At 71.0% G+C, this 20,211-nt stretch carries 17 protein-coding genes; 5 read left to right on the plus strand and 12 right to left on the minus strand.

The window, feature by feature from the left end; genetic code table 11:
- The first annotated feature begins 254 nt into the window (after nt 1-254).
- Nucleotides 255-743, plus strand: a complete 489-nt coding sequence (locus ACWDZ6_RS19585; RefSeq protein ID WP_451503908.1) for a DUF3574 domain-containing protein — start codon at nt 255-257, stop codon at nt 741-743.
- Between the two features lie 105 nt (nt 744-848).
- Entirely contained in the window at nt 849-1,382 is a 534-nt protein-coding gene (locus tag ACWDZ6_RS19590) for a hypothetical protein (protein ID WP_451503863.1), read from the plus strand.
- A 196-nt stretch (nt 1,383-1,578) separates the two neighbouring features.
- Here the strand turns inward: ACWDZ6_RS19590 and ACWDZ6_RS19595 are convergent, their stop codons facing one another.
- From ACWDZ6_RS19595 to ACWDZ6_RS19630, 8 genes are all read right to left on the minus strand, one after another.
- Complete coding sequence (locus tag ACWDZ6_RS19595) at nt 1,579-1,980, minus strand: VOC family protein (protein WP_451503864.1); 402 nt, start codon at nt 1,978-1,980, stop codon at nt 1,579-1,581.
- Between the two features lie 29 nt (nt 1,981-2,009).
- On the minus strand, nt 2,010-2,666 hold the full coding sequence (locus ACWDZ6_RS19600; protein ID WP_389184123.1) for an NADPH-dependent FMN reductase: 657 nt from the start codon (nt 2,664-2,666) through the stop codon (nt 2,010-2,012).
- A gap of 704 nt (nt 2,667-3,370) precedes the next feature.
- Entirely contained in the window at nt 3,371-4,627 is a 1,257-nt protein-coding gene (locus ACWDZ6_RS19605) for an SWIM zinc finger family protein (RefSeq protein WP_451503865.1), read from the minus strand.
- A complete protein-coding gene (locus tag ACWDZ6_RS19610; protein ID WP_451503866.1) occupies nt 4,624-7,455 on the minus strand; it encodes a DEAD/DEAH box helicase in 2,832 nt (943 codons plus the stop codon). Before ACWDZ6_RS19610 ends, ACWDZ6_RS19605 begins: the two co-directional genes overlap by 4 nt.
- A 121-nt stretch (nt 7,456-7,576) precedes the next feature.
- The gene (locus ACWDZ6_RS19615; protein ID WP_451503867.1) at nt 7,577-9,079 is read right to left on the minus strand and encodes a carboxylesterase/lipase family protein; all 1,503 of its coding nucleotides are present in this window, start codon (nt 9,077-9,079) and stop codon (nt 7,577-7,579) included.
- A gap of 136 nt (nt 9,080-9,215) precedes the next feature.
- Nucleotides 9,216-10,133 (minus strand): slipin family protein, encoded by a 918-nt coding sequence (locus tag ACWDZ6_RS19620; RefSeq protein ID WP_451503868.1) that lies wholly within the window; start codon nt 10,131-10,133, stop codon nt 9,216-9,218.
- Nucleotides 10,134-10,323: 190 nt separating this feature from the next.
- Nucleotides 10,324-10,773, minus strand: coding sequence for a DoxX family protein (locus tag ACWDZ6_RS19625; protein ID WP_451503869.1), 450 nt, complete (start codon nt 10,771-10,773; stop codon nt 10,324-10,326).
- Between the two features lie 133 nt (nt 10,774-10,906).
- Nucleotides 10,907-11,824, minus strand: coding sequence for an acyltransferase domain-containing protein (locus tag ACWDZ6_RS19630; RefSeq protein WP_451503870.1), 918 nt, complete (start codon nt 11,822-11,824; stop codon nt 10,907-10,909).
- Between the two features lie 182 nt (nt 11,825-12,006).
- Here ACWDZ6_RS19630 and ACWDZ6_RS19635 point away from each other — a divergent pair, with 182 nt between their 5' ends.
- Nucleotides 12,007-12,288 (plus strand): DUF6343 family protein, encoded by a 282-nt coding sequence (locus ACWDZ6_RS19635; protein ID WP_451503871.1) that lies wholly within the window; start codon nt 12,007-12,009, stop codon nt 12,286-12,288.
- Between the two features lie 125 nt (nt 12,289-12,413).
- On the opposite strand, the gene ACWDZ6_RS19640 is transcribed toward ACWDZ6_RS19635, so the two are convergent.
- From ACWDZ6_RS19640 to rpsA, 4 genes are all read right to left on the minus strand, one after another.
- Nucleotides 12,414-12,782 (minus strand): tetratricopeptide repeat protein, encoded by a 369-nt coding sequence (locus ACWDZ6_RS19640; RefSeq protein ID WP_326649229.1) that lies wholly within the window; start codon nt 12,780-12,782, stop codon nt 12,414-12,416.
- A 172-nt stretch (nt 12,783-12,954) separates the two neighbouring features.
- A complete protein-coding gene (gene coaE, locus ACWDZ6_RS19645) occupies nt 12,955-13,569 on the minus strand; it encodes a dephospho-CoA kinase (RefSeq protein WP_451503872.1) in 615 nt (204 codons plus the stop codon).
- Nucleotides 13,570-13,592: 23 nt separating this feature from the next.
- On the minus strand, nt 13,593-14,531 hold the full coding sequence (locus ACWDZ6_RS19650) for a PAC2 family protein (protein WP_366734528.1): 939 nt from the start codon (nt 14,529-14,531) through the stop codon (nt 13,593-13,595).
- A 251-nt stretch (nt 14,532-14,782) separates the two neighbouring features.
- Nucleotides 14,783-16,288: a 30S ribosomal protein S1 gene (rpsA, locus tag ACWDZ6_RS19655; protein ID WP_451503873.1), complete on the minus strand. Its 1,506-nt coding sequence runs from the start codon at nt 16,286-16,288 to the stop codon at nt 14,783-14,785.
- A 344-nt stretch (nt 16,289-16,632) separates the two neighbouring features.
- Between rpsA and ACWDZ6_RS19660 the strand changes: the two genes are divergently transcribed.
- Together ACWDZ6_RS19660 and hrpB are read left to right on the plus strand one after the other, a co-directional pair.
- Nucleotides 16,633-17,445: a class I SAM-dependent methyltransferase gene (locus tag ACWDZ6_RS19660; RefSeq protein ID WP_451503874.1), complete on the plus strand. Its 813-nt coding sequence runs from the start codon at nt 16,633-16,635 to the stop codon at nt 17,443-17,445.
- A 116-nt stretch (nt 17,446-17,561) separates the two neighbouring features.
- Nucleotides 17,562-20,177, plus strand: a complete 2,616-nt coding sequence (hrpB, locus tag ACWDZ6_RS19665; RefSeq protein ID WP_451503875.1) for an ATP-dependent helicase HrpB — start codon at nt 17,562-17,564, stop codon at nt 20,175-20,177.
- Nucleotides 20,178-20,211: the final 34 nt, after the last annotated feature.

Here is a 20,211-nt window from a genome sequence, read left to right on the forward strand (position 1 = left end):
CAGGAGAAATTCGCGGGCACTCGCCCGCTCCCGAACCAACACCGATGAGGCCATTCGAGTTATGGAAAAATACGCCTTTCACTCCATCGAGTGTGCGTCTTATCGAACTTCTTTCCCGGCCGGGATACGACGCCCTGCGGCTCATGTGGGTGGTTGCCGACCGAATCCGGGTTACCGACGCACGGTTTCGTGGCCTGCTTGCCACGTCGCAACGCACGCCGCGGCCGCCCCGCGGTCCCCGAAGGAAAGGCCCGATCCCCGTGCCCACTGTGAAGCAGCGCACTCTCCTCGCCGTCGCCGGTACCACCGTCGCCGTACTGGCGGTGGGTGCGCCCGCCGCCACCGGCGCGCTCGACGGCGAACAGGCGAAGGCGCCCACGGCCGCGTCGGGCTCCTACGCCGCGGCGCGCGGTGCCGCGTACATCGAGACGCGGCTGTTCTTCGGTACCGAGCGGCCGGACGGCGGGCCGGATGTGACCGACGCGCAGTTCATGGCCTTCGTCGACCGGATTGTGACGCCGAACTTCCCGTCCGGGCTGACGGTCCAGGACGGCCGCGGGCAGTGGCGGGACTCCAACGGCACCATCGAGAAGGAGCGTTCGTACGAGCTGATCCTGCTGTACCCGGCAGGCGAGGCCCACACCCGCGGTCCGCTGATCGAGCGGATCAGACAGGCGTACATCGAGGCGTACGCGCAGGATTCCGTGGCCAGGCTGGACGAGCCGACGCTCGCCGACTTCTGACAGCGCCCCGGGCTCGGTCGCGCGCGCCGTCGACGGCACGGAAGCGGCCATGGCCCGCCCTGGAGAATCGGCTTGTGCGGCCGGCGCAACGGGCAGTCCTTTCCCATGACGGACCGCCCGCTGCTCCTCCTCGACGTCGACGGCCCCCTCAACCCTTACGCGGCGCGTCTGCCGCGCCTGCGCGGCTACGCGACGCACCGCCTGCACCCCTCGTACTGGCTGTCCCACCAGCCCCCGGGCTCCCGCCGCCACCGCCGGGGCCTACGCATCCATCTCAACCCGGCCCACGGGCCGCGGCTGACGGGGCTCCCCTTCGAACTGGCCTGGGCGACCACCTGGATGCACGAGGCCAACACCATGATTGCCCCGGGCATCGGCCTGCCCGCCGACCTCCCGGTGATCGAGTGGCCGGAACTCTTCACGAAGGACCCGGACGGGCTGTACTGGAAGACCCGGCCGCTGCTGGAGTGGGCGGCGGGCCGCCCGTTCGCCTGGGTCGACGACATGATCACGGACCTGGACACGGCACACGTCGCGGCCCACCACGACGCACCCGCGCTGCTGTTGCGGATCCATCCGCGGCGGGGGCTGCGGGAGGAGGACTTCGCCACGCTGGTCAGGTGGGCGGAGGGCCTGTGACCCGCGGTGCCCCGGCGACGCCGGGGCACCGCGGTCGCGGGCGCTGACCTCCATGCGAAGCGTGCCAGGAGGCGTGACGGTGCGCCCCAGCCGGAAATCCCGGCCGGGGACACGAGCGTGCGTGATGGCATGAGCGGCGGCCCGGTGATGCCATGCTCCGGCTTCCAGCGGTCGGCCGGGAGCAGACCGTGAAGTGTCAGCGCCCTTCGCTCAGTTCGAGCATATGGCCGTCGGGATCGCGGAAGAAGCAGCGGACCTCCGCATCGTGCTCCACGGGCGGGGTCAAGAATTGCGCGCCCCGGGCGCGCAGCGTGGCGTAGGCCGCGCGGCAGTCAACCACGCGGAAAGTCATCTCATGGCTCACCCGGTCGGCGTCCGGGGGCGGGGTGAATGTCACGGTGGGCTTGTCTTCTGTGGGTCCGCCGCCAGTGACCAGCAGCAACCAGGTCCCGCAGAGGCGCAGGACGGCGCTGGTTCCACCGTACTCGCGGACGAGATCGGCGCCCACGACGTCGCGGTAGAAGTCGCGGGACCGGGCGAGGTCGCTGACCACCAGCAGATGGGTCAACTCCGCTCCGCCGGGGAAGTCGGTCGTCATCTACGGACCCTTCGGTCGGACATCGGCAACTACTCGGCGCGTTGTGTCACGGGAGCACTCGTACAGTCGCCCAGGAACTCGTACCAGCGCCGCTGCAGGCAGGGGTAGAGAGTGTCCGCTTCGACGAGGTCGAGGAAGGAGCCGACTGTCGCCGTCAGCCGCTCCTGCAGTACGCCGTCGACCAGTTCGCCGTCTTCGGCGAAGGCCTGGTGGGCCTGCGCGAGACTGAACATGTCGGGGTAGACGCGGGCGCCGAGGTGTTCCAGCGGAACGCGCAGCGACCACAGACCTCGGTTGCCGCCCAGCATGGACGGGGAAGCTGACACGAGCAGCGCCTGTTTGTCCTTGAACGGCTGGGGCCGGAACCGTGACACCCAGTCTATGGCGTTCTTCACCACGCCCGGTACCGAGGCGTTGTACTCGGGGGAGGCGATGATGACCGCATGGACCTCCTGGATGCGGTCGCGCAGTGCGGAGGCGCCCTCGGGCAGCCCCTGGGCCGCCTCGACATCTCCGTCGTACGAGGGCGTGTCGAAGTCACGGAGGTGGGCGAGTTCGGCCGTGGCGCCGTTGCGGTGCACGAGCGTGGCGACCAGCGCCGCCAGCCGGGAGTTCATTGAGCCGGTCCGAAACGAGCCGCACAGCACGAGTACGCGCAGCGCCTCGCGGTGAGCATGGACGGACATGGCGCGGTCACCTTCCGGCGCGTGGGGCAAATCCGCCATGATCGTGACTTTCTGGTTGCGACCTCGCGGTCTCCTTCAGAACTCGGGGCGCACCCGTCGGGGCCCCCAGCCAGAGCGAACTCGCACCAAAACGCGCTTTCCCTCCGCGAGAAGATCCTGACCCCACTGGTCGGAGAGCGCATCCACGAGCAGGACCCCGTGGCCGTGCTCGCCGTCTCCCCCGAGTCCTCCCTGGCGGGTGGGCTCGGGGGAGTGTCGGCGACTTCCATCCGGAGGACGGCGCGGGGGCTGCCGTCCGTTGCCGCCGTGAAGAAGAGCGCGAGGCCGACCCGGCCGTCGCCGTGGGCCACGGCGTTGGTGACCAGTTCACTCGCGAGTAGCCGTGGGTCACCAGTCCCACGGGGTGCACCAATCGGCCAGGACGTCCTCGACGGGCCGACGGCGGAGCGCGGCGCCGTGGGCGCCGGTGGGAGCTGGAAGAGAGCCCTGCACTGATCCGCCGTCCGGGTGCACACACGCGTCGCGCACATGGTCATGTCGATCAGAGGTCGCAGGACATAACGGTTGATATACGCACTAATTTCGGATCGAGATGAGCGCCGCATCACTGGGCCAGGCCCGTCAGCGTCTGGAAGCGGCCGACTTGCCGGCGAGCCGACGGCATATCCGTGGTCCTGAGGCAGGCAGCCCGGTCGCTCGGACCGTCATCTGCCGAGCAGGGCGGCGAGCGCGCCGACCGGATCGGTGTCCGGAGTACCGCGGGGCCACCAGTCCTCGCGGTCCGCGTCCGATTCATAGCCGTACCAGAGGCCGTTGCGGCCGAAGCGGAGCTGCAGCGTGCTGGTGGAGAGGTGGTTGCGCCAGGGCCGGAAGTGCGGGAAGTCGGCGGCGATCAGGGCCGGGCGGGCGCGGTCGAACGGCCCGGCGGGCGGGTCCCAGGGTTCTTCGAGTACGGCGAGGGCTTCGCGCCCTCCCTGGCGCCAGGCCGCCACCGCGCGGGCCAGGTCGGTGGGGGTGTGATCGGTGGCGGCTGCGAGATCGCGGTAGAGGGCGCGGGTGGAGGCGGTCAGGCCCGAGCCCGGGTGGGCGGCGGCAAGGCGGACCGCGTCCTGCCATTCCGTCAGCTCCGCGGTGGGGTCCGTGCCGGTGGTGAGAAGGGTGTGGGCGCGGGCGGCGGCCTCGGTGGCGAGGAGATCCAGGGCAAGAGGGTCGGGCCCGCCGGGCGAGTGGGGGTAGGACGGCGGGCGGCCCGGGTGAGCCGGAGCCGGGAACGGCGGCGGAAGGAGGGGGAGCGAGCGAGGGGCGAGAGCCTCGTGGGCCGGGACCGTCGGTACGGCGGTGGCGGCGGCCGCGGTGGTGCGCTCGGCGGCCGAGCGGGCCGCGTTGCGATGGGCGAGGGAGGCGAGGATTTCGCGTTCGCCCATGCCGCGCATCAGGAACAGCACGAACGGGTCCTCGTCCAGCAGCCGGGCCGTCTGGTAGGAGAGCGCCGCCGCGTGCTTGCAGGGATATCCGTCGTCCGGGCAGGAGCAGTCGGGGATCAGGTCGCCCGGTGTGGGCAGGAGGCCCGCCACGGTCGCCAGCGCGTGCGGCACATCCTTGTCGAGCAGGGCCGCGATGTGGTCGGGGCGGGCGGCCGCCGCTGCCAGGAAGTCGTCCCAGTCGTCGTCGGAGAGGGTGCGCAGGCGGATCTCCGTACGGTACGGGCGAGGTCTGGTGCCGTGGACGTACGCCACGACCCGGCCCGGCGTGACCGTGATCGCGTCGACATGGCCGCGACCCGCGTAGGCACGGCCCCGGAGGAGGCGGGCCCGGTCCAGGGCCGATTCCTCCAGCGCCTCCACCCAGGTGTTGCCCCACCAACTGGACGCGAACTCCTCGCCGGTGAGCGGCTCCAGGGCGGGGAACGTACGGCGGCGGTCGTCGTGGCGGGGACCGGCGGGTTGCGAGCGCGGCGTCATGAGGGCCTCCGCAGGGAGACGAGATCGGCCAGCTCACGGTCGGTCAGTTCGGTCAGGGCCGCCTCTCCGGAGCCGAGGACCGCGTCCGCCAACGCGCGCTTGGACGCCAGCATTTCGGCGATGCGGTCCTCCACCGTGCCCTCCGCGATCAGTCGGTGGACCTGTACCGGCTGTGTCTGGCCGATGCGGTACGCCCGGTCCGTGGCCTGCTCCTCCACGGCAGGGTTCCACCAGCGGTCGAAGTGGATGACATGGCCGGCCCGGGTCAGATTCAGACCGGTGCCGGCGGCTTTGAGGGAGAGGATGAAGACCGGGGTCTCGCCGGACTGGAAGCGGTCCACCATGCGCTCCCGCTCGGCCACGGGGGTGCCGCCGTGCAGGAGCTGGGAAGGGATCGCCAGGGCCGTGAGGTGCGCCGAGAGGATGCGCGCCATGGAGACGTACTGGGTGAAGATCAGGACCGAGCCGTCCTCGGAGAGGATCGTCTCCACCAGTTCGTCGAGGAGGGCCAGCTTGCCGGAGCGGCCCGCCAGCCGGACGGTGCCGGCGCCCGGCGCGGCGCCGTGCTCCGTCAGGCTGTGCTCCTTCAGATACTGCGCGGGATGGTTGCAGATCTGCTTCAGCCCGGTGAGCAGCTTCATCACCAGACCGCGGCGCGCGATGCCCTCCGCGTCTTCGATCGCCGCCATCGTCTCCCGTACGACCGCTTCGTAGAGGGACGCCTGCTCGCGGGTGAGCGCGACGGGATGGTCGGACTCCGTCTTCGGCGGAAGCTCGGGCACGATGCCCGGATCGGACTTCTTGCGCCGCAGGAGAAAGGGGCGGACGAGCCGGGACAGCCGCTCGACCGCGTCGTCGTCCTCACCGTTCTCGACGAGGCGCGCGTGCCGGGAGCGGAAGGCCTTCAGCGGGCCGAGCAGTCCGGGAGTCGTCCAGTCCAGCAGCGCCCACAGCTCGGAGAGGTTGTTCTCGACGGGGGTGCCGGTGAGGGCGACGCGGGCCGGGGTCGGGATGGTGCGCAGGGCTTTGGCGGTCGCCGAGAACGGGTTCTTGACGTGCTGCGCCTCGTCGGCGACGACCATCCCCCAGGTGTGCGCGGCCAGCCGGTCCGCACTCGTCCGCATCGTGCCGTACGTGGTGAGGACGAAGCCGCCGTCGGGCTCGGGAAGTGTCCGGTCGGCGCCGTGGAAGCGGCGCACCGGTACGCCGGGCGCGAAGCGGGTGATCTCCCGCTGCCAGTTGCCGAGCAGCGAGGCGGGGCAGACGACCAGCGTCGGGGCCGTGCGGGCACGGTGGAGGTGGAGGGCGATCACCGTGACCGTCTTGCCGAGGCCCATGTCGTCCGCGAGGCAGCCCCCGAGTCCGAGTGAGGTCATCAGGTCCAGCCAGGCCAGGCCCCGTAGCTGGTAGTCGCGGAGTGTGGCGGCGAGGCCCGCCGGGGGCGCGACAGGTGCGGAGGCAGCGGTGAGCCGGTCGCGCAGTGCCGCCAGCGCGCCGGTCGGGACCGCCTCCACCGTCTCGCCGTCCACCTCGGCCGTGCCGGTCAGCGCCACGGCCAGCGCGTCGACCGGCTCGAGCAGCCCCAACTCCCGTTTGCGCGCCTTCCGTACGAGATCCGGGTCGACGACCACCCACTGGTCGCGCAGCCGCACGATCGGGCGGTGCGACTCGGCCAGCGCGTCCATCTCCCGCTCGGTCAGCGGATCGCCGTCCAGCGCCAACTGCCAGTTGAATTTGAGCAGTTCCTCGCTGTCGAAGAACGGTGTGCCGTCCGTCGCCGAGCCGGGCGCGGAGCGTACGACCGCGGCGGCCGAGAGCGTACGCGCCAGCTCCTTCGGCCAGTGCACGGCGACCCCGGCCGCGGCCAGGCGCGCCGCGCCCGGCCCCAGCAGCTCGTACAGCTCGTTCTCGGTCAGCGGGAGCACATCGGGCACGTCCCGTTCCAGCAGCCGGGCGAGGGGCGGCCAGACCCGGGCCGCGCGGCGCAGCGCCAGCACCGCGTCGATCCTGGCGCGCGGTCCGAAGTCCTCGTCGCCGTCCCCCGCCCACAGCCGGGCCGCGTCGATGACGAGCGTCGGGTCGGCGAGGCTGTGCACCTGGACGAGGGCGGCGCCGGCATTGCGCTCCGCGCCGTCCTCCTCGGCGATGTCGAAGAGCTCCAGGGCGGACAGGTCGAGGCGCAGCGAGACGCGCACACCCGCGTCCATGCCCGCCGCGGCCTCCGCCGCCCACTCCCGCGCGGCGGGCAGATGCTGTGCGGGAAGGGCCGCGAACGGCGCTCCCGCGGCATACGGGGCCGCGGGCGTACGTGGCAGGGTGTCGGCCACCGCGTCGAAGAACGACCGGACCAGCGCCTCGGGATCCGGCAGCCGCATCGGCCGCACATCACCTACGGGGACGGCATGCGCCTCGTACGGCATGGCGGCGGCGATCGCCCGCAGCTGGGCGATGTCGTCTGCGTCCAGCGGGCCCGCCCGCCATGCGTCATGGTCGGTCGTGGTCAGGCCGGGCAGCAGCCTGCCGCGCGCCACCAGATGGACGGCGTGCAGCGCGGCCGCGCCCCAGCAGGCGGCGGCGGGGTGGGCGGCCGGATTCCGGCGGGCCCGGGTCAGCAGCGGTACGGCCTCCGCGACCGGCAGCAGCGTGGCGGGGACGGTGCGGCTGCGGACGCCGGTGCCGTGCCGGCGCACGACCGTGAGCTCGCCGCTCGCGTCCCGGAGCCGGTCGCCGCCCGGGTCCCAGAAGGCGACCCGCCCCTCGCGCGGCAGTGCGGCCGGCACGAAGACCGCCGCGCAGGTGTGCAGCAGCTCCCGCATGTCGGACGTCATCGGGTCACCTCCCTCTGCCGATCACGTACCGAAGTACTGGATCTACGACCTTACGGGTGGGGTCTGACAACGGGCTCCGGCAGTCGAGCGGGACGCCTCGCCGACGCCCCGCGGACAACCCTCAGCGCACCCCGTCCCAGAGTGCCCGCTCCTGCCCCCGCGGGTCCGTCACCGGCCCCGATACCTCGTCGAAGACCATCGTCGTGCGCGATCCGCCGGCGTCGTACGGAGCCCAGCCCGGGTCCCCCGTCGTCGCGAACGCCACCCACGCTCCGTGCATGGCGTCCGCGACCTCCTGCTGCGGCCCGTCACCGATCATGGGCGCGTACGCCGGATCGTGGAGGTTGTCGAAGACGAACGCCAGCTCGGAGCCGTGGCACGCCCCCAGCCTGCCGTCGAAGCGCGGCGAGCGGCGGGCGAACTCGTACATGTACGAGCCGGGCACCGCCTCGGCCAGCCGGATCGCCGGGATCCGGTAGAACCAGTCCGTCGCCACGGCGTCGAAGATCTCTCCGGGCACCGCTTCCGGCCTTCCCTCGCGGTAGACCGGAAGGGCCTTGTCCGGATCGAGGCCGTAGGCCGCCGCCGTCGCCCGCAGCTTCCGCTCGGACAGCACGTCGAGTCGCTCGGTCGGTACCAGGAACAGCCGGTACTCCTCCCGGTTGCTGCCCACGAGCAGCTCGACACCGCACTCCGGCGCCGGCAGTCGCAGGCCGTCGGTCACCGGCTCGAAGGGCATCATGTTCAGCGCCGCCTCACCCCACAGCGCCGGGTCGGGACGCGCGCCGATCTCGGCCCTCAGCTCCGCCTGCGCACGGAGGAGTTCGGGCAGGGGTACGGCGGCGAAAGCCTCGCGAGTGGCGTGGGTGACGGCGAGCTTCTCCGCCAGCCTGGCCGTGATCAGCCGGGCGGACTCCGGTCGCAGGAAATGGTGAGCGGCGCCGCTCTGCAGGATCGCCCGGCGGAACAGGCCCTGCGACCGGTCCATCGTCAGCAGTACGCCGATGCTCATCGCCCCCGCCGACTCACCGAACACGGTCACCCGGTCCGGATCGCCGCCGAAGGCGCCGATGTTGTCCCGTACCCACTCCAGTGCGGCGATCTGATCGAGCAGCCCGCGGTTGTCCGGTACGCCGTCCAGATGCAGGAAACCCTCCGCGCCCAGGCGGTAGTTGAGCGTCACGCACACCACACCGTCGCGCGCGAACGCACTGCCGTTGTAGGCCGACGCCGACCCTGAGCCGTTCGCGAACGCACCGCCGTGCAGCCACACCAGCACCGGCAGCCGACTGCCCGGCCCCGGCGAAGGCGTCCAGACGTTCAGATTGAGGAAGTCCCTGCCGTGCCCACGGTCCTCGCCGTCCTCACCGTGCCGACCGTCACCTCCGGGGATCGAGTCCTCGGGGATGAGTGCGTCGAAGGGCGGTACGTACGGGGCTTTGGGCACGGTCGGACCGCACGCCGACGCCTCTCGTACGCCCTGCCACGACTCGAGCCCGACCGGCGGGGCGAACCGGGGCGCCGCGGCATACGGAATGCCCAGGAAGGCCGACACCCCCGAGCCGGTGAGACGGCCGCGGACCACACCCTGCCGAGTCGTGCACACCGGTTCACCATGCGTCACAGGTCAGACTCCTTCGGCCGGGACAGCCGCCCCTCGTCAGGGCGCCGGGACGTCTCCTACCCGGCCGGGTCCGTGCTCTCACCCGGGCAGCGCGGACGATACGGCTGGCCTTTGCCTGAGACTTGCGCGGCGGCGTTCAGGCGGCGGGAGGCACCGCGGGCGGCAGCGGCGGCACCGGCTGGACCGGCGACGACTCCACCGGCGGGTTCTCCACCGGCGGTGACTCGGACCGCGACTCCGGCTGTGCGGGATGCGACTGCAGGGCCTGCTGCTCCTCGGACGGGGACTGCGCGGGCTGCTGGGCCCGTTCCAGGAAGCGCAGCAGCTCCACCGGGAACGGCAGCACCAGGGTGGAGTTCTTCTCGGCCGCGACGGCGACGACGGTCTGCAGCAGCCTCAGCTGAAGGGCGGCCGGCTGCTGGGACATCTCCTTGGCGGCCTCCGCCAGCTTTTTGGATGCCTGGAGCTCGGCGTCGGCGTTGATGACCCGGGCCCGGCGCTCCCGGTCCGCCTCGGCCTGGCGCGCCATCGAGCGCTTCATGGCCTCGGGCAGGGACACGTCCTTGATCTCGACCCGGTCGATCTGCACACCCCAGCCGATCGCCGGACTGTCGATCATCAACTCCAGCCCCTGATTGAGCTTTTCGCGGTTCGAGAGCAGATCGTCCAGATCGCTCTTGCCGATGATCGACCGCAGTGATGTCTGCGCCATCTGCGAGACCGCGAAACGGTAGTCCTCCACCTGAACGACGGCATCGGGGGCGTCCACGACCTTGAAATAGATCACGGCGTCGACCCTGACCGTCACGTTGTCCCGCGTGATGCCGTCCTGCGCGGGCACCGGCATCGTCACGATCTGCATATTGACCTTACGCAGCCGGTCGATGAAGGGGACGATCATGGTGAAGCCCGGGGCCCGGACCTCGTTGCGCAGCCGGCCCAGGCGGAAGACGACGCCCCGCTCGTACTGCTTGACCACCCTCGCGCCCGCTATCACGTACAGCACACAGGCGGACGCGGCCGCCGCGCCCGCAGCCACCAGCTCCTCGACCATCAGGGCACCCCCTACCGTCCGAGCCGGATGTCAATTACTACGGTATGCCCGGTATACCCCCTTGGTCGAGCCCGTACCGCCCCCCTCAGCCCCGCCTCAGCAGGAAGGCCGCACCCCGCTGCGGGTGCGGCCCTTCCTTGCCGGGAGCGGGCCGGCCGGACGGCCGGACGCCAACCGCCAGGAGCGACTTCTAGAGGCGCTTGCGCACGAGGGCGACCAGCTCGGCCGTGTGATTGCGCCGCACCCAGGCGATCCCGCCGAAGATGACGAAGAGGATGACGGGCGTGATCGCGTACTGGCCGTTGAACACGGTCATCTGCGTGATGAAGGCGCCGATCATCAGGCCCATGAAGGCGAGCGCCGAAAGTCCGGAGAGGACCGGGATCACGAGCGCGATCGCGCCGGCCAGCTCCAGACCGCCCGTCAGATACATGAACCAGTCGCCGAAGCCGATCTTGTCGAAAGCCTCCGTCGCGGAGGAGTGGGCGACAAGCTTGGGCCCGGCGCTCGGGATCGCCATGAACACCGCGAGCACGATCTGGAGCGTGCGTACCGCGAGGTGCGAACGGCGGCTCAGCGTCGTTCCGGGGGCGGTGGCGGCCGTGACGTTCGTGGTGGTGACGGCGCTCGTTGCGGACATTGTGGTCTCCTCCGGTATGCGTTCCTCAGCGCTTTCACAGAGGTAGACCGGGAGGGTGCGCAGTTCTCATCGCTCTCCGGGGCACCACTTCAGGATCTTCAACTTCGCTTGTCCGGCTGCGCTTTGGGCCGGCTCATATCGCGAACCAGCCGTGCCCGCCGTACCAGTGCCGGCCCGCTCGCAGATGGTCGCCGACGGCGCGCTCCACGCCGGTTCGGCGCGGCAGCGAGTCCAGCGGCCGCTCCGGGTCGCCGAACACGAACGCGAGCGGCGCGCCGTCGTCAGCCTCCTTCTCCTTGTACGCGGTCCGGAAACGGCCCTGGAAGCGGACGATGTTGGAGTCGTTCGGCAGATACTCGGCAAGCTGCGGGTCGAGCAGCCAGGAGTGGCATGTGGCGAGGCCGTACGGCTCTTCGGGGAAGTGGCGGGCGAAGAACTCCCGGGCTCTCGCAAGGGATCGGTCGCATGCCTCGGGCGTGAGCGGCCCGAGGAAATCCGGGATGTGCACATTCAGTGCGAGGTCGCCGGGCCCGAACGGCAGCCCCGCCGCCCGCACGGCCTCACCGGTCCGGCCACCGAGCCGGGAACGCTGGAACTGCAGTCGCCCCAACTGGTAGATCTCGCCCCGGAAGTGCAGCCCGATCCAGCCCGGTATCAACAGCCCGCCCGTGCCGCGCCGAAGTCGGTGAACGACGACATTGCGCCCGAGGTCGGCGAGCGTACGGCGGGAAACGTCGTCCGGGACGGACTGCTCCCGGTGGTACGCCCGTACGTACGGGAGCGCGGCGAGGAAGACGTACACCGGGAGCCAGCGGCCGACCGCCCCCGACTCCTCGGGCAGCCGCGGCAGTTCCCCGCCACCGCCGATCTTCCCCATGTCCTGGACCAGCTCCCGCACGCCCGACTCCAGGAGCCGGCGCAGACCGGGGTCCGCCGTCATCGGGTCCCGCAGGGCGAGGAGTTCATTGATGTCCTCGTGCGGCACCGCCAGATCCAGCAGTGCCTCGGCCAGGCCGTCCGCGGCCGGCAGCTCCACCCACACGTTTGTCATCACTGACTCCTCCCCCGGGCATCCGCGGATCCTGGCCCGCGGACTGCCGCGGACTGCCGTGCTCTGCCATGGGCTGCCTGTCCACTTCCCGGCTCATCGACGTCGGACTCGGAAAATGGGACCGGAACGGACCGAACACGGACCGGATACTGGTGCATCCTGGAGTAGGAGATGCGAATGTCATGCGCACTGGGAGTGAACCGATAACTGCACGCAGTCCCCTGCGGTTGAGGTTCTGGCTGACTGTATGGGGCCTGATCTGGGCCGCCGCGGGCACAGCGGCCTTCACCCTGGCCGGACGCCCCGGCTGGGCGGCAGCCTGCGGAGCGCTGATGCTGATCGTCACGGTCGATCTGGCCATGGTTCTGCGTCATATCCACCAGGGCCCGCACTACCAGCCGGGTCCCGACATACCGCCGTACGAACCGGACCACGGCGCCCGTCGGCCCAGGCCCGGTCAGTAGATGTGGACGCCGGCCCGGAACAGTCCGAGGCCGGCGGATGCGGTCCGCCGCCAGACTCGGGCCTCCGCCAGACTCGGGCCTCCGTCAGGCCTGGTCGCGCTTCCTCGGGCCCGGTCGCGCTTCCCTCAGGCCTCCGCGTCGAAGCGCGCGGCCTTCAGATACTCGGGCTTCGGGTCCAGTGCCGCCGCCAGGCGGAAGTGACGCTTCGCCTGTTCCGGGCGACCGGCCCGCTCGAAGGTGCGGGCAAGGGCGAAGTGCGCGAAGGCATTGTCCGGCTCGCGCTCCAGGACCAGCTCGAACTCGAGCTCGGCCGGGCGCAGTTGTGCCGCCGCGAAGAAGGCACGGGCCCTCAGCAGCCGCGCCGCGGTGTTCTCCGGGTGCGCCGCGATGACCGAGTCCAGCAGTTTCACGGCCCCACGCGGATCCCTCGCGGCCAGCAGATGCTCGGCCGCTCGGTAGTCGATGACGTGCGTATCCGGGTTGCTCTTGGGCACGGTCACATCCTTCCCCTAGCTGGACGGTTCCAACACCGGGTCCGGCAGCCGTATTCCGAACAGAGGACAAACCGACAGCTCGGCAGGGCGACCGCACCGCCGACTCGGTGTGCGCGCTGCTCCCCGAAGCCGGCAGGACACCCAGCGGCACGACCCCACCAGGGGCGGATGCCTAACGGGAGCCGGACTCCGCGGCGGCCCGCCGGGTCAGCTCCGCCCAGACCTTCCGTACCTGCGGCTCCAGCTGTTCCAGCGGCCCGTCATTGTCGATGACCAGATCCGCGACGGCCCGCCGCTGCTCCCGCGTGGCCTGCGCGGCCATCCGCGCACGCGCCTCGGACTCCACCATTCCGCGCAGCCGTACGAGCCGGTCCAGCTGCGTCTCGGGCGATGCGTCCACCACGACCACCAGGTCGTACAGCGCCGCCAGACTGTTCTCGGTGAGCAGCGGCACGTCATGGATCACGACCGCGTCCGGCCCCGCCGTGCCCTCCAGCTCCATCGAGCGCGCTCCGACCAGCGGATGGACGATCGCATTGAGCGCCGCCAGGCGGTCGGCATCGGCGAAGACGATCGAGCCGAGCCTCGGCCGGTCCAAGGTGCCGTCGGCGGCCAGAATCTCGGAGCCGAAGGCATCGACGACAGCGGCCAGCCCGGGGGTTCCGGGCTCGACGACCTCGCGAGCGATCTTGTCGGCGTCAATCAGTACCGCTCCGTACGAGACGAGCAGACGGGAGACTTCGCTCTTGCCGGCTCCGATTCCGCCGGTCAGGCCCACCTTCAGCATGATCCGCAGCCTACGCGAGCGCTCTACGCGTCACCCTCCCGCTCCGCGAGAAAGCGTTCGAATTCGAGGCCGATCTCGTCGGCGGACGGCAGGTCCACCGGTTCGGCGACCAGACTGCCCCTGGTCGCGGCGCCCGCCACGGCGTCGTACTGGTGCTCAAGTCCCTGCACCAGCGCCACCAACTCTTCGTCGCCCTCGCCGATCTGCCGCTCTATCTCGGTCTGCGTGCGATGCGCCTCGGTACGCAGCGAGTGCGCAACGCCCGGCAGGACCAGGCCCGTCGCGGCCGTGATCGCCTCCAGGGCGGTCAGCGCCGCGTCCGGGTACGAGGAACGGGCGACATAGTGCGGCACATGCGCGGCAACGCCCAGGACATCGTGGCCGGACTCCATCAGGCGGTACTCGATCAGCGATTCCGCGCTGCCCGGCACCTGCGCCTCGTCGAAGGGGCTGCGGTGGCCCGGCATGAGGTCCGTGCGGTTGCCGTGCGGGGTGAGGCCGACGGGGCGGGTGTGCGGGACCCCCATCGGGATGCCGTGCACGTTGACCGAGAGGCGCACTCCGAGCCGCTCGACGATCTGTGCGACGGCGGCGGCGAAGCGCTCCCACTCCACATCGGGCTCGGGTCCCGACAGCAGCAGGAACGGTGCGCCCGTGGCGTCCTGGACGAGCCGGACGTCGAGCGTCGGGGTCTCGTAGCCGCTCCAGCGATCGCGCCGGAAGGTCAGCAGTGGGCGTCGGGCCCGGTAGTCCACGAGTCTGTCGTGGTCGAAGCGGGCCACGACCTGGTGGGGAAGCGTCTCGATCAGGTTGTCGACGATCTGCTCGCCGGTCTCACCCGCGTCGATGTATCCGTCGAAGTGGTACAGCATGACCAGGCCCGCCGACTCCTGCGCGAGCGCCATGTCGACGACCGCGAGGCCCTTCGGCTCCCATTCGTACAAATCCTGCGGATCCAGCACGATTACCGCTCCTCCTCGTGTTCGTAGAGAAGAACGCGTGGTGACGTACGGGCATTCCCGCCTGCCGCGATGAACGCCTCGGAGGGGAAGCCGAGTTAGCGAGAGCGGGGTTCGCACCGAACCGGTCCGGACCTGCCGGCCATCCCGGCAGGAGCCGCCACGGAATGAACGCAGCAGTGCGGAATGAAGTAAGGCCCGCTCCCAGGGGGAGCGGGCCTTACTTTCAGCTAGTCACCAGCTGGGGCAGAGCGTCAGCTCTGGCCGCCGGCCAGCTTCTCGCGCAGGGCAGCCAGGGCCTCGTCCGACGCCAGGGCGCCGGAGTTGTCGTCCGACTCCGAGGAGTACGAACCGCCCGAGACACCGGCGGGGGCACCAGCACCGGCCGGGGCAGCAGCGCCCTCGGCGGCAGCGGCCTCGTCGGCCTCGCGGGACTTGATGACCTGGGCCTGGTGCTGCTCGAAGCGCTGCTGCGCCTCGGCGTACTGGGTCTCCCACGCCTCGCGCTGGGTCTCGAAGCCCGCCAGCCAGTCGTTGGTCTCCGGGTCGAAGCCCTCGGGGTAGATGTAGTTCCCCTGGTCGTCGTACGACGCGGCCATGCCGTACAGCGTCGGGTCGAACTCGACCGAGGCCGGGTCGGCACCGAAGGACTCGTTGGCCTGCTTCAGCGAGAGGCTGATGCGACGACGCTCGAGGTCGATGTCGATGACCTTGACGAAGATCTCGTCGTTGACCTGGACGACCTGCTCCGGGATCTCCACGTGGCGCTCGGCCAGCTCGGAGATGTGGACCAGACCCTCGATGCCCTCGTCGACGCGGACGAACGCACCGAACGGAACGAGCTTGGTGACCTTACCCGGGACGACCTGACCGATCTGGTGGGTCCGGGCGAACTGCTGCCACGGGTCTTCCTGCGTCGCCTTGAGCGACAGGGAGACGCGCTCGCGGTCCATGTCGACGTCGAGGACCTCGACGGTGACTTCCTGGCCGACCTCGACAACCTCGGAGGGGTGGTCGATGTGCTTCCAGGAGAGCTCGGAGACGTGGACGAGACCGTCGACGCCACCCAGGTCCACGAACGCACCGAAGTTGACGATCGAGGAGACGACGCCGGAGCGGACCTGACCCTTCTGCAGGGTGGTGAGGAACGTCTGGCGAACCTCGGACTGGGTCTGCTCGAGCCAGGCGCGGCGGGACAGGACCACGTTGTTGCGGTTCTTGTCCAGCTCGATGATCTTCGCCTCGAGCTCCTTGCCCACGTAGGGCTGGAGGTCGCGGACGCGGCGCATCTCGACGAGGGAAGCCGGCAGGAAGCCACGGAGGCCGATGTCGAGGATGAGTCCACCCTTGACGACCTCGATGACGGTACCGGTGACGATGCCGTCCTCTTCCTTGATCTTCTCGATGGTGCCCCAGGCACGCTCGTACTGAGCGCGCTTCTTCGAGAGGATCAGGCGGCCTTCCTTGTCCTCCTTCTGGAGAACAAGGGCTTCGATCTCGTCGCCGACCTTGACGACCTCGTTCGGGTCGACGTCGTGCTTGATCGAGAGCTCGCGGCTCGGGATGACACCTTCGGTCTTGTAACCGATGTCGAGCAGGACCTCGTCCCGGTCGACCTTCACGATGACGCCGTCGACGATGTCGCCGTCGTTGAAGTACTTGATCGTCTCGTCGATCGCGGCGAGGAAGGCTTCCTCGTTACCGATGTCGTTGACCGCTACCTGCGGAGTGGTGGCGGTGGTCTCGGTGCTGCTCGTCATGTGGGTAAGGGCTCCGGTACGGACGGTGAGTCGTAGGTACTGCTACGCCGAGAGCCCGTATCGCAGCTGCAGAAGCCGGACAGCCTGGGAAGCGCCGACCCAAGAAACCTGGGCGGCGCCTCGTGAACCGAGGGGACATGCATACAGATGCGAGCGCGGCCTGCTCTGTCTGAGGCGCGCAGGCCCGCAGCGCAACTTGTAGCATACGGGGGCAGCCGGGCACGGTCAATGCGCGAAGGCGCACACCCGGGGCGGAACGTCCCATACCCGGCACAACTAATGTTCGCCGAGGCCACCATGGCCGCCAGTGGTCGCGCTGAACGCAAACTACAACGACGGTGACGATGTTCCAAGATTTTGAGCCGGAAGCCACCCGCCGTAACGCCGGGGACTCGGAGAGCAGCCGCGCCAGCCGCGGCTGGTGGGACCGGAACGCCGACGAGTACCAGACCGAGCACGGTGCGTTCCTCGGGGACGACCGTTTCGTGTGGGGGCCGGAAGGTCTCGACGAGGCGGAGGCCGGTCTGCTGGGGCCCGCCGGGTCGCTGAAGGGACTCGCTGTCCTCGAGATCGGCGCGGGCGCGGCACAGTGCTCGCGCTGGCTGGCCGCGCAGGGCGCGCGCCCGGTGGCCCTGGACCTCTCCCACCGTCAGCTCCAGCACGCGCTCCGGATCGGCGACACTGCCGGCCGCGTACCGCTGGTGGAGGCGGACGCGGGGGCGCTGCCGTTCCGGGAGGGCTCCTTCGACCTGGCGTGCTCGGCCTACGGCGCGGTTCCGTTCGTGACCGAACCGGTGAAGGTCTTCCAGGAGGTACGGCGTGTACTGCGGCCGGGCGGGCGGTGGGTCTTCTCGGTCACGCACCCGATCCGCTGGGCCTTCCCCGACGAGCCGGGGCCCGAGGGTCTCTCGGTGGCCTCCTCGTACTTCGACCGCACTCCGTACGTCGAACAGGACGAGCAGGGGCGCGCGGTCTACGTCGAGCACCACAGGACGCTCGGCGACCGGGTCCGGGACGTGGTGGCGGGAGGTTTCCGGCTGGTGGACCTGGTCGAGCCGGAGTGGCCCGCGTGGAACAGCCAGGAATGGGGTGGCTGGTCCCCGCTGCGCGGACATCTGATCCCGGGGACTGCGATCTTCGTCTGCGAGCGCGACTGAGGCGGGCCGGTGGTGCCTCGTCCTCGTCGCCGTCGCCGTCGCCGTCGGGGCATGGCGCGACCTACTGAACGCGACCTTCCGAATCAGCCGTCCCGGCATCTTGCGAGACTGGGGCGGTGATCCGCGAAGACGTCCTCGCCGGCCTGCCCGTACAGAGCGCCGTACCCGCGCTCGGGCGTGCGCTCGACACGCACGGCTGCGCGGTGCTGTGCGCGCCGCCCGGGACCGGCAAGACCACGCTCGTGCCGCTGGTGCTGTCCGGGCTGGTGGGTGGCGGTCCTGTGCGGCGTGTGGTGGTCGCCGAGCCGCGGCGGATCGCGGCGCGTGCCGCGGCCCGGCGGATGGCGTGGCTGCTCGGCGAGCAGGTCGGCGGGAACGTCGGTTTCACCGTGCGCGGGGAGCGGGTCGTGGGGCGCGGGACGGTGGTGGAGGTCGTGACCACCGGTGTGCTGCTGCAGAGGCTGCAGCGCGACCAGGAGCTGGCCGGGGTCGACGTGGTGATCCTCGACGAGTGCCACGAGCGGCATCTGGACGCGGACACGGTGGCCGCGTTTCTGCTGGATGTACGGGCCGCGCTGCGGCCGGAGCTGCGGCTGGTCGCGGCCTCGGCGACCACGGACGCGCAGGGCTGGGCGCGGCTGCTCGGCGATGCGCCGGTGGTGGAGGCGGCCGGGGTCGCGCATCCGGTGGAAGTGGTCTGGGCTCCGCCGCCGCGGCCCGTGCGGCCGCCGCACGGCATGCGGGTCGATCCGGCGCTGCTGACGCATGTGGCCTCGGTGGTGCGGCGGGCGCTGGCCGAGCGCGCGGGCGATGTGTTGTGTTTCCTTCCCGGAGTGGGTGAGATCGGCCGGGTCGCGGGGCAGTTGGCGGAGGTGGGGGCGGAGGTGCTCCAGGTCCACGGGCGGGCCCCGGCGGCGGTGCAGGACGCGGTGCTCGCGGGCTCTTCGGAAGGACGGAGGGTGGTGCTGGCCACCTCGGTCGCGGAATCGAGCCTGACGGTGCCGGGAGTGCGGATCGTCGTGGACGCGGGTCTGGCGCGCGAGCCGCGTACCGATCACGCACGGGGCCTGAGCGCGCTGACCACGCTGCGGGCCTCGCAGGCGACGGCGCGGCAGCGCGCGGGGCGGGCCGGCCGCGAGGCTCCGGGCACGGTGTACCGCTGCTGGACCGAGGCGGAGGACGCCAGGCTGACTCGCTTCCCGTCTCCCGAGATCAAGGTCGCCGACCTGACGGCGTTCGCGCTGCAGGCGGCGTGCTGGGGCGATCCGACGGCCTCCGGCCTGGCGCTGCTCGACCCGCCTCCGGCCGGCGCACTGGCCGCGGCGCATGCGGTTCTCACCGCGATCGGCGCGCTGGACGCGGCGGGCCGGGCGACCGAGCGGGGCGTGCGGATGGCCCGGCTGGGCCTGCATCCGCGGCTGGCGCGGGCGCTGCTGGACGGCGCGCATGAGGTGGGCGCGCGCCGGGCGGCCGAGGTGGTCGCGCTGCTCAGTGAGGAGCCGCCGCGGGAGTACGGCGACGACCTGGCCGCGGCCTGGCGCACGGCGCGCCGTGGTGGCGACGGGTATGCGGGGCGCTGGCGACAGGAGGCCCGGCGGCTGGCGTCGTCGCTGCCGGATCCCCACCCCGCCCCTTCCTCTTCCGGCGCTTCCTCCTCAGACACTTCCTCCTCAGACACTTCGCGGCTCGGCAGCAGGCGGGGCTCTGCCCCGGACTCCGCGCCTCAACCGCCGGCGGGGCTTGGTTCCGACGACGCCGTCGCCGGCCTCGTCGCGGCGCTCACGTTTCCCGAGCGGGTGGCCCGTGCCCGGGGCGAGGGCGCGTTTCTGATGGCCTCCGGGACCGGGGGCGAGCTCGCCGACGGGTCGCGGCTGCGCAGCGCGTCCTGGCTCGCCGTCGCCGTCGCGGACCGGCCCGCGCACGCCGCCTCGGCGCGTGTGCGCCTCGCCGCCGTCATCGACGAGGACACGGCGCGTACTGCCGCATCGCATCTGCTCGTCGCGGGCGAGGAGGTCCACTGGGAGAACGGCGATGTCGTCGCCCGCGAGGTGGAGCGGCTCGGGGCCGTCGAGCTCTCCGTGCGCGCGCTGAAGAATCCGGATGCCGCTCCGGTACGCGAAGCCCTGCTCGAGGGGCTGGGGCGCGAAGGGCTCGGGTTGCTGCGCTGGACGCGGGAGTCTCAGAGCCTGCGCGAGCGCCTCGCCTTTCTGCACCGGGAGCTGGGCGCGCCCTGGCCGGATATGTCGGACGCCGCGTTGCTGGACCGCACCGATGAGTGGCTGGAACCGGAGTTGTCCAGGGCCCGGCGGCGGGCCGATCTCGGGCGTATCCAGGCCGGTCAGGCGCTGCAGCGTCTGCTGCCATGGGCGAGCGGCGACGCGGCCCGGCTCGATGAGCTGGCGCCGGAGCGGATCGAGGTGCCGAGCGGCTCGCGGATCCGGGTGGAGTACGGCGGGGCTCAGCCGGTCCTGGCCGTGAAGCTCCAGGAACTGTTCGGTCTTCGGGAGACTCCTACGGTCTCGGGCGTGCCGGTGGTGGTGCATCTGCTCTCCCCCGCCGGACGGCCCGCGGCGGTCACCGCGGATCTGGCGTCCTTCTGGAAGGGCGGATACCGGTCCGTACGGGCCGAGTTGCGCGGTCGCTACCCCAAGCATCCCTGGCCCGAGGACCCGTCAACGGCGGAGCCGACCCGGCACACCAAGGCGCGGCTCGGCAGGGATGCCCGAAGCTGATCCGGGGCCGATCCGGAGCGGATCCCGGGCTGTT

Source organism: Streptomyces sp. NPDC002926 (assembly GCF_053591755.1).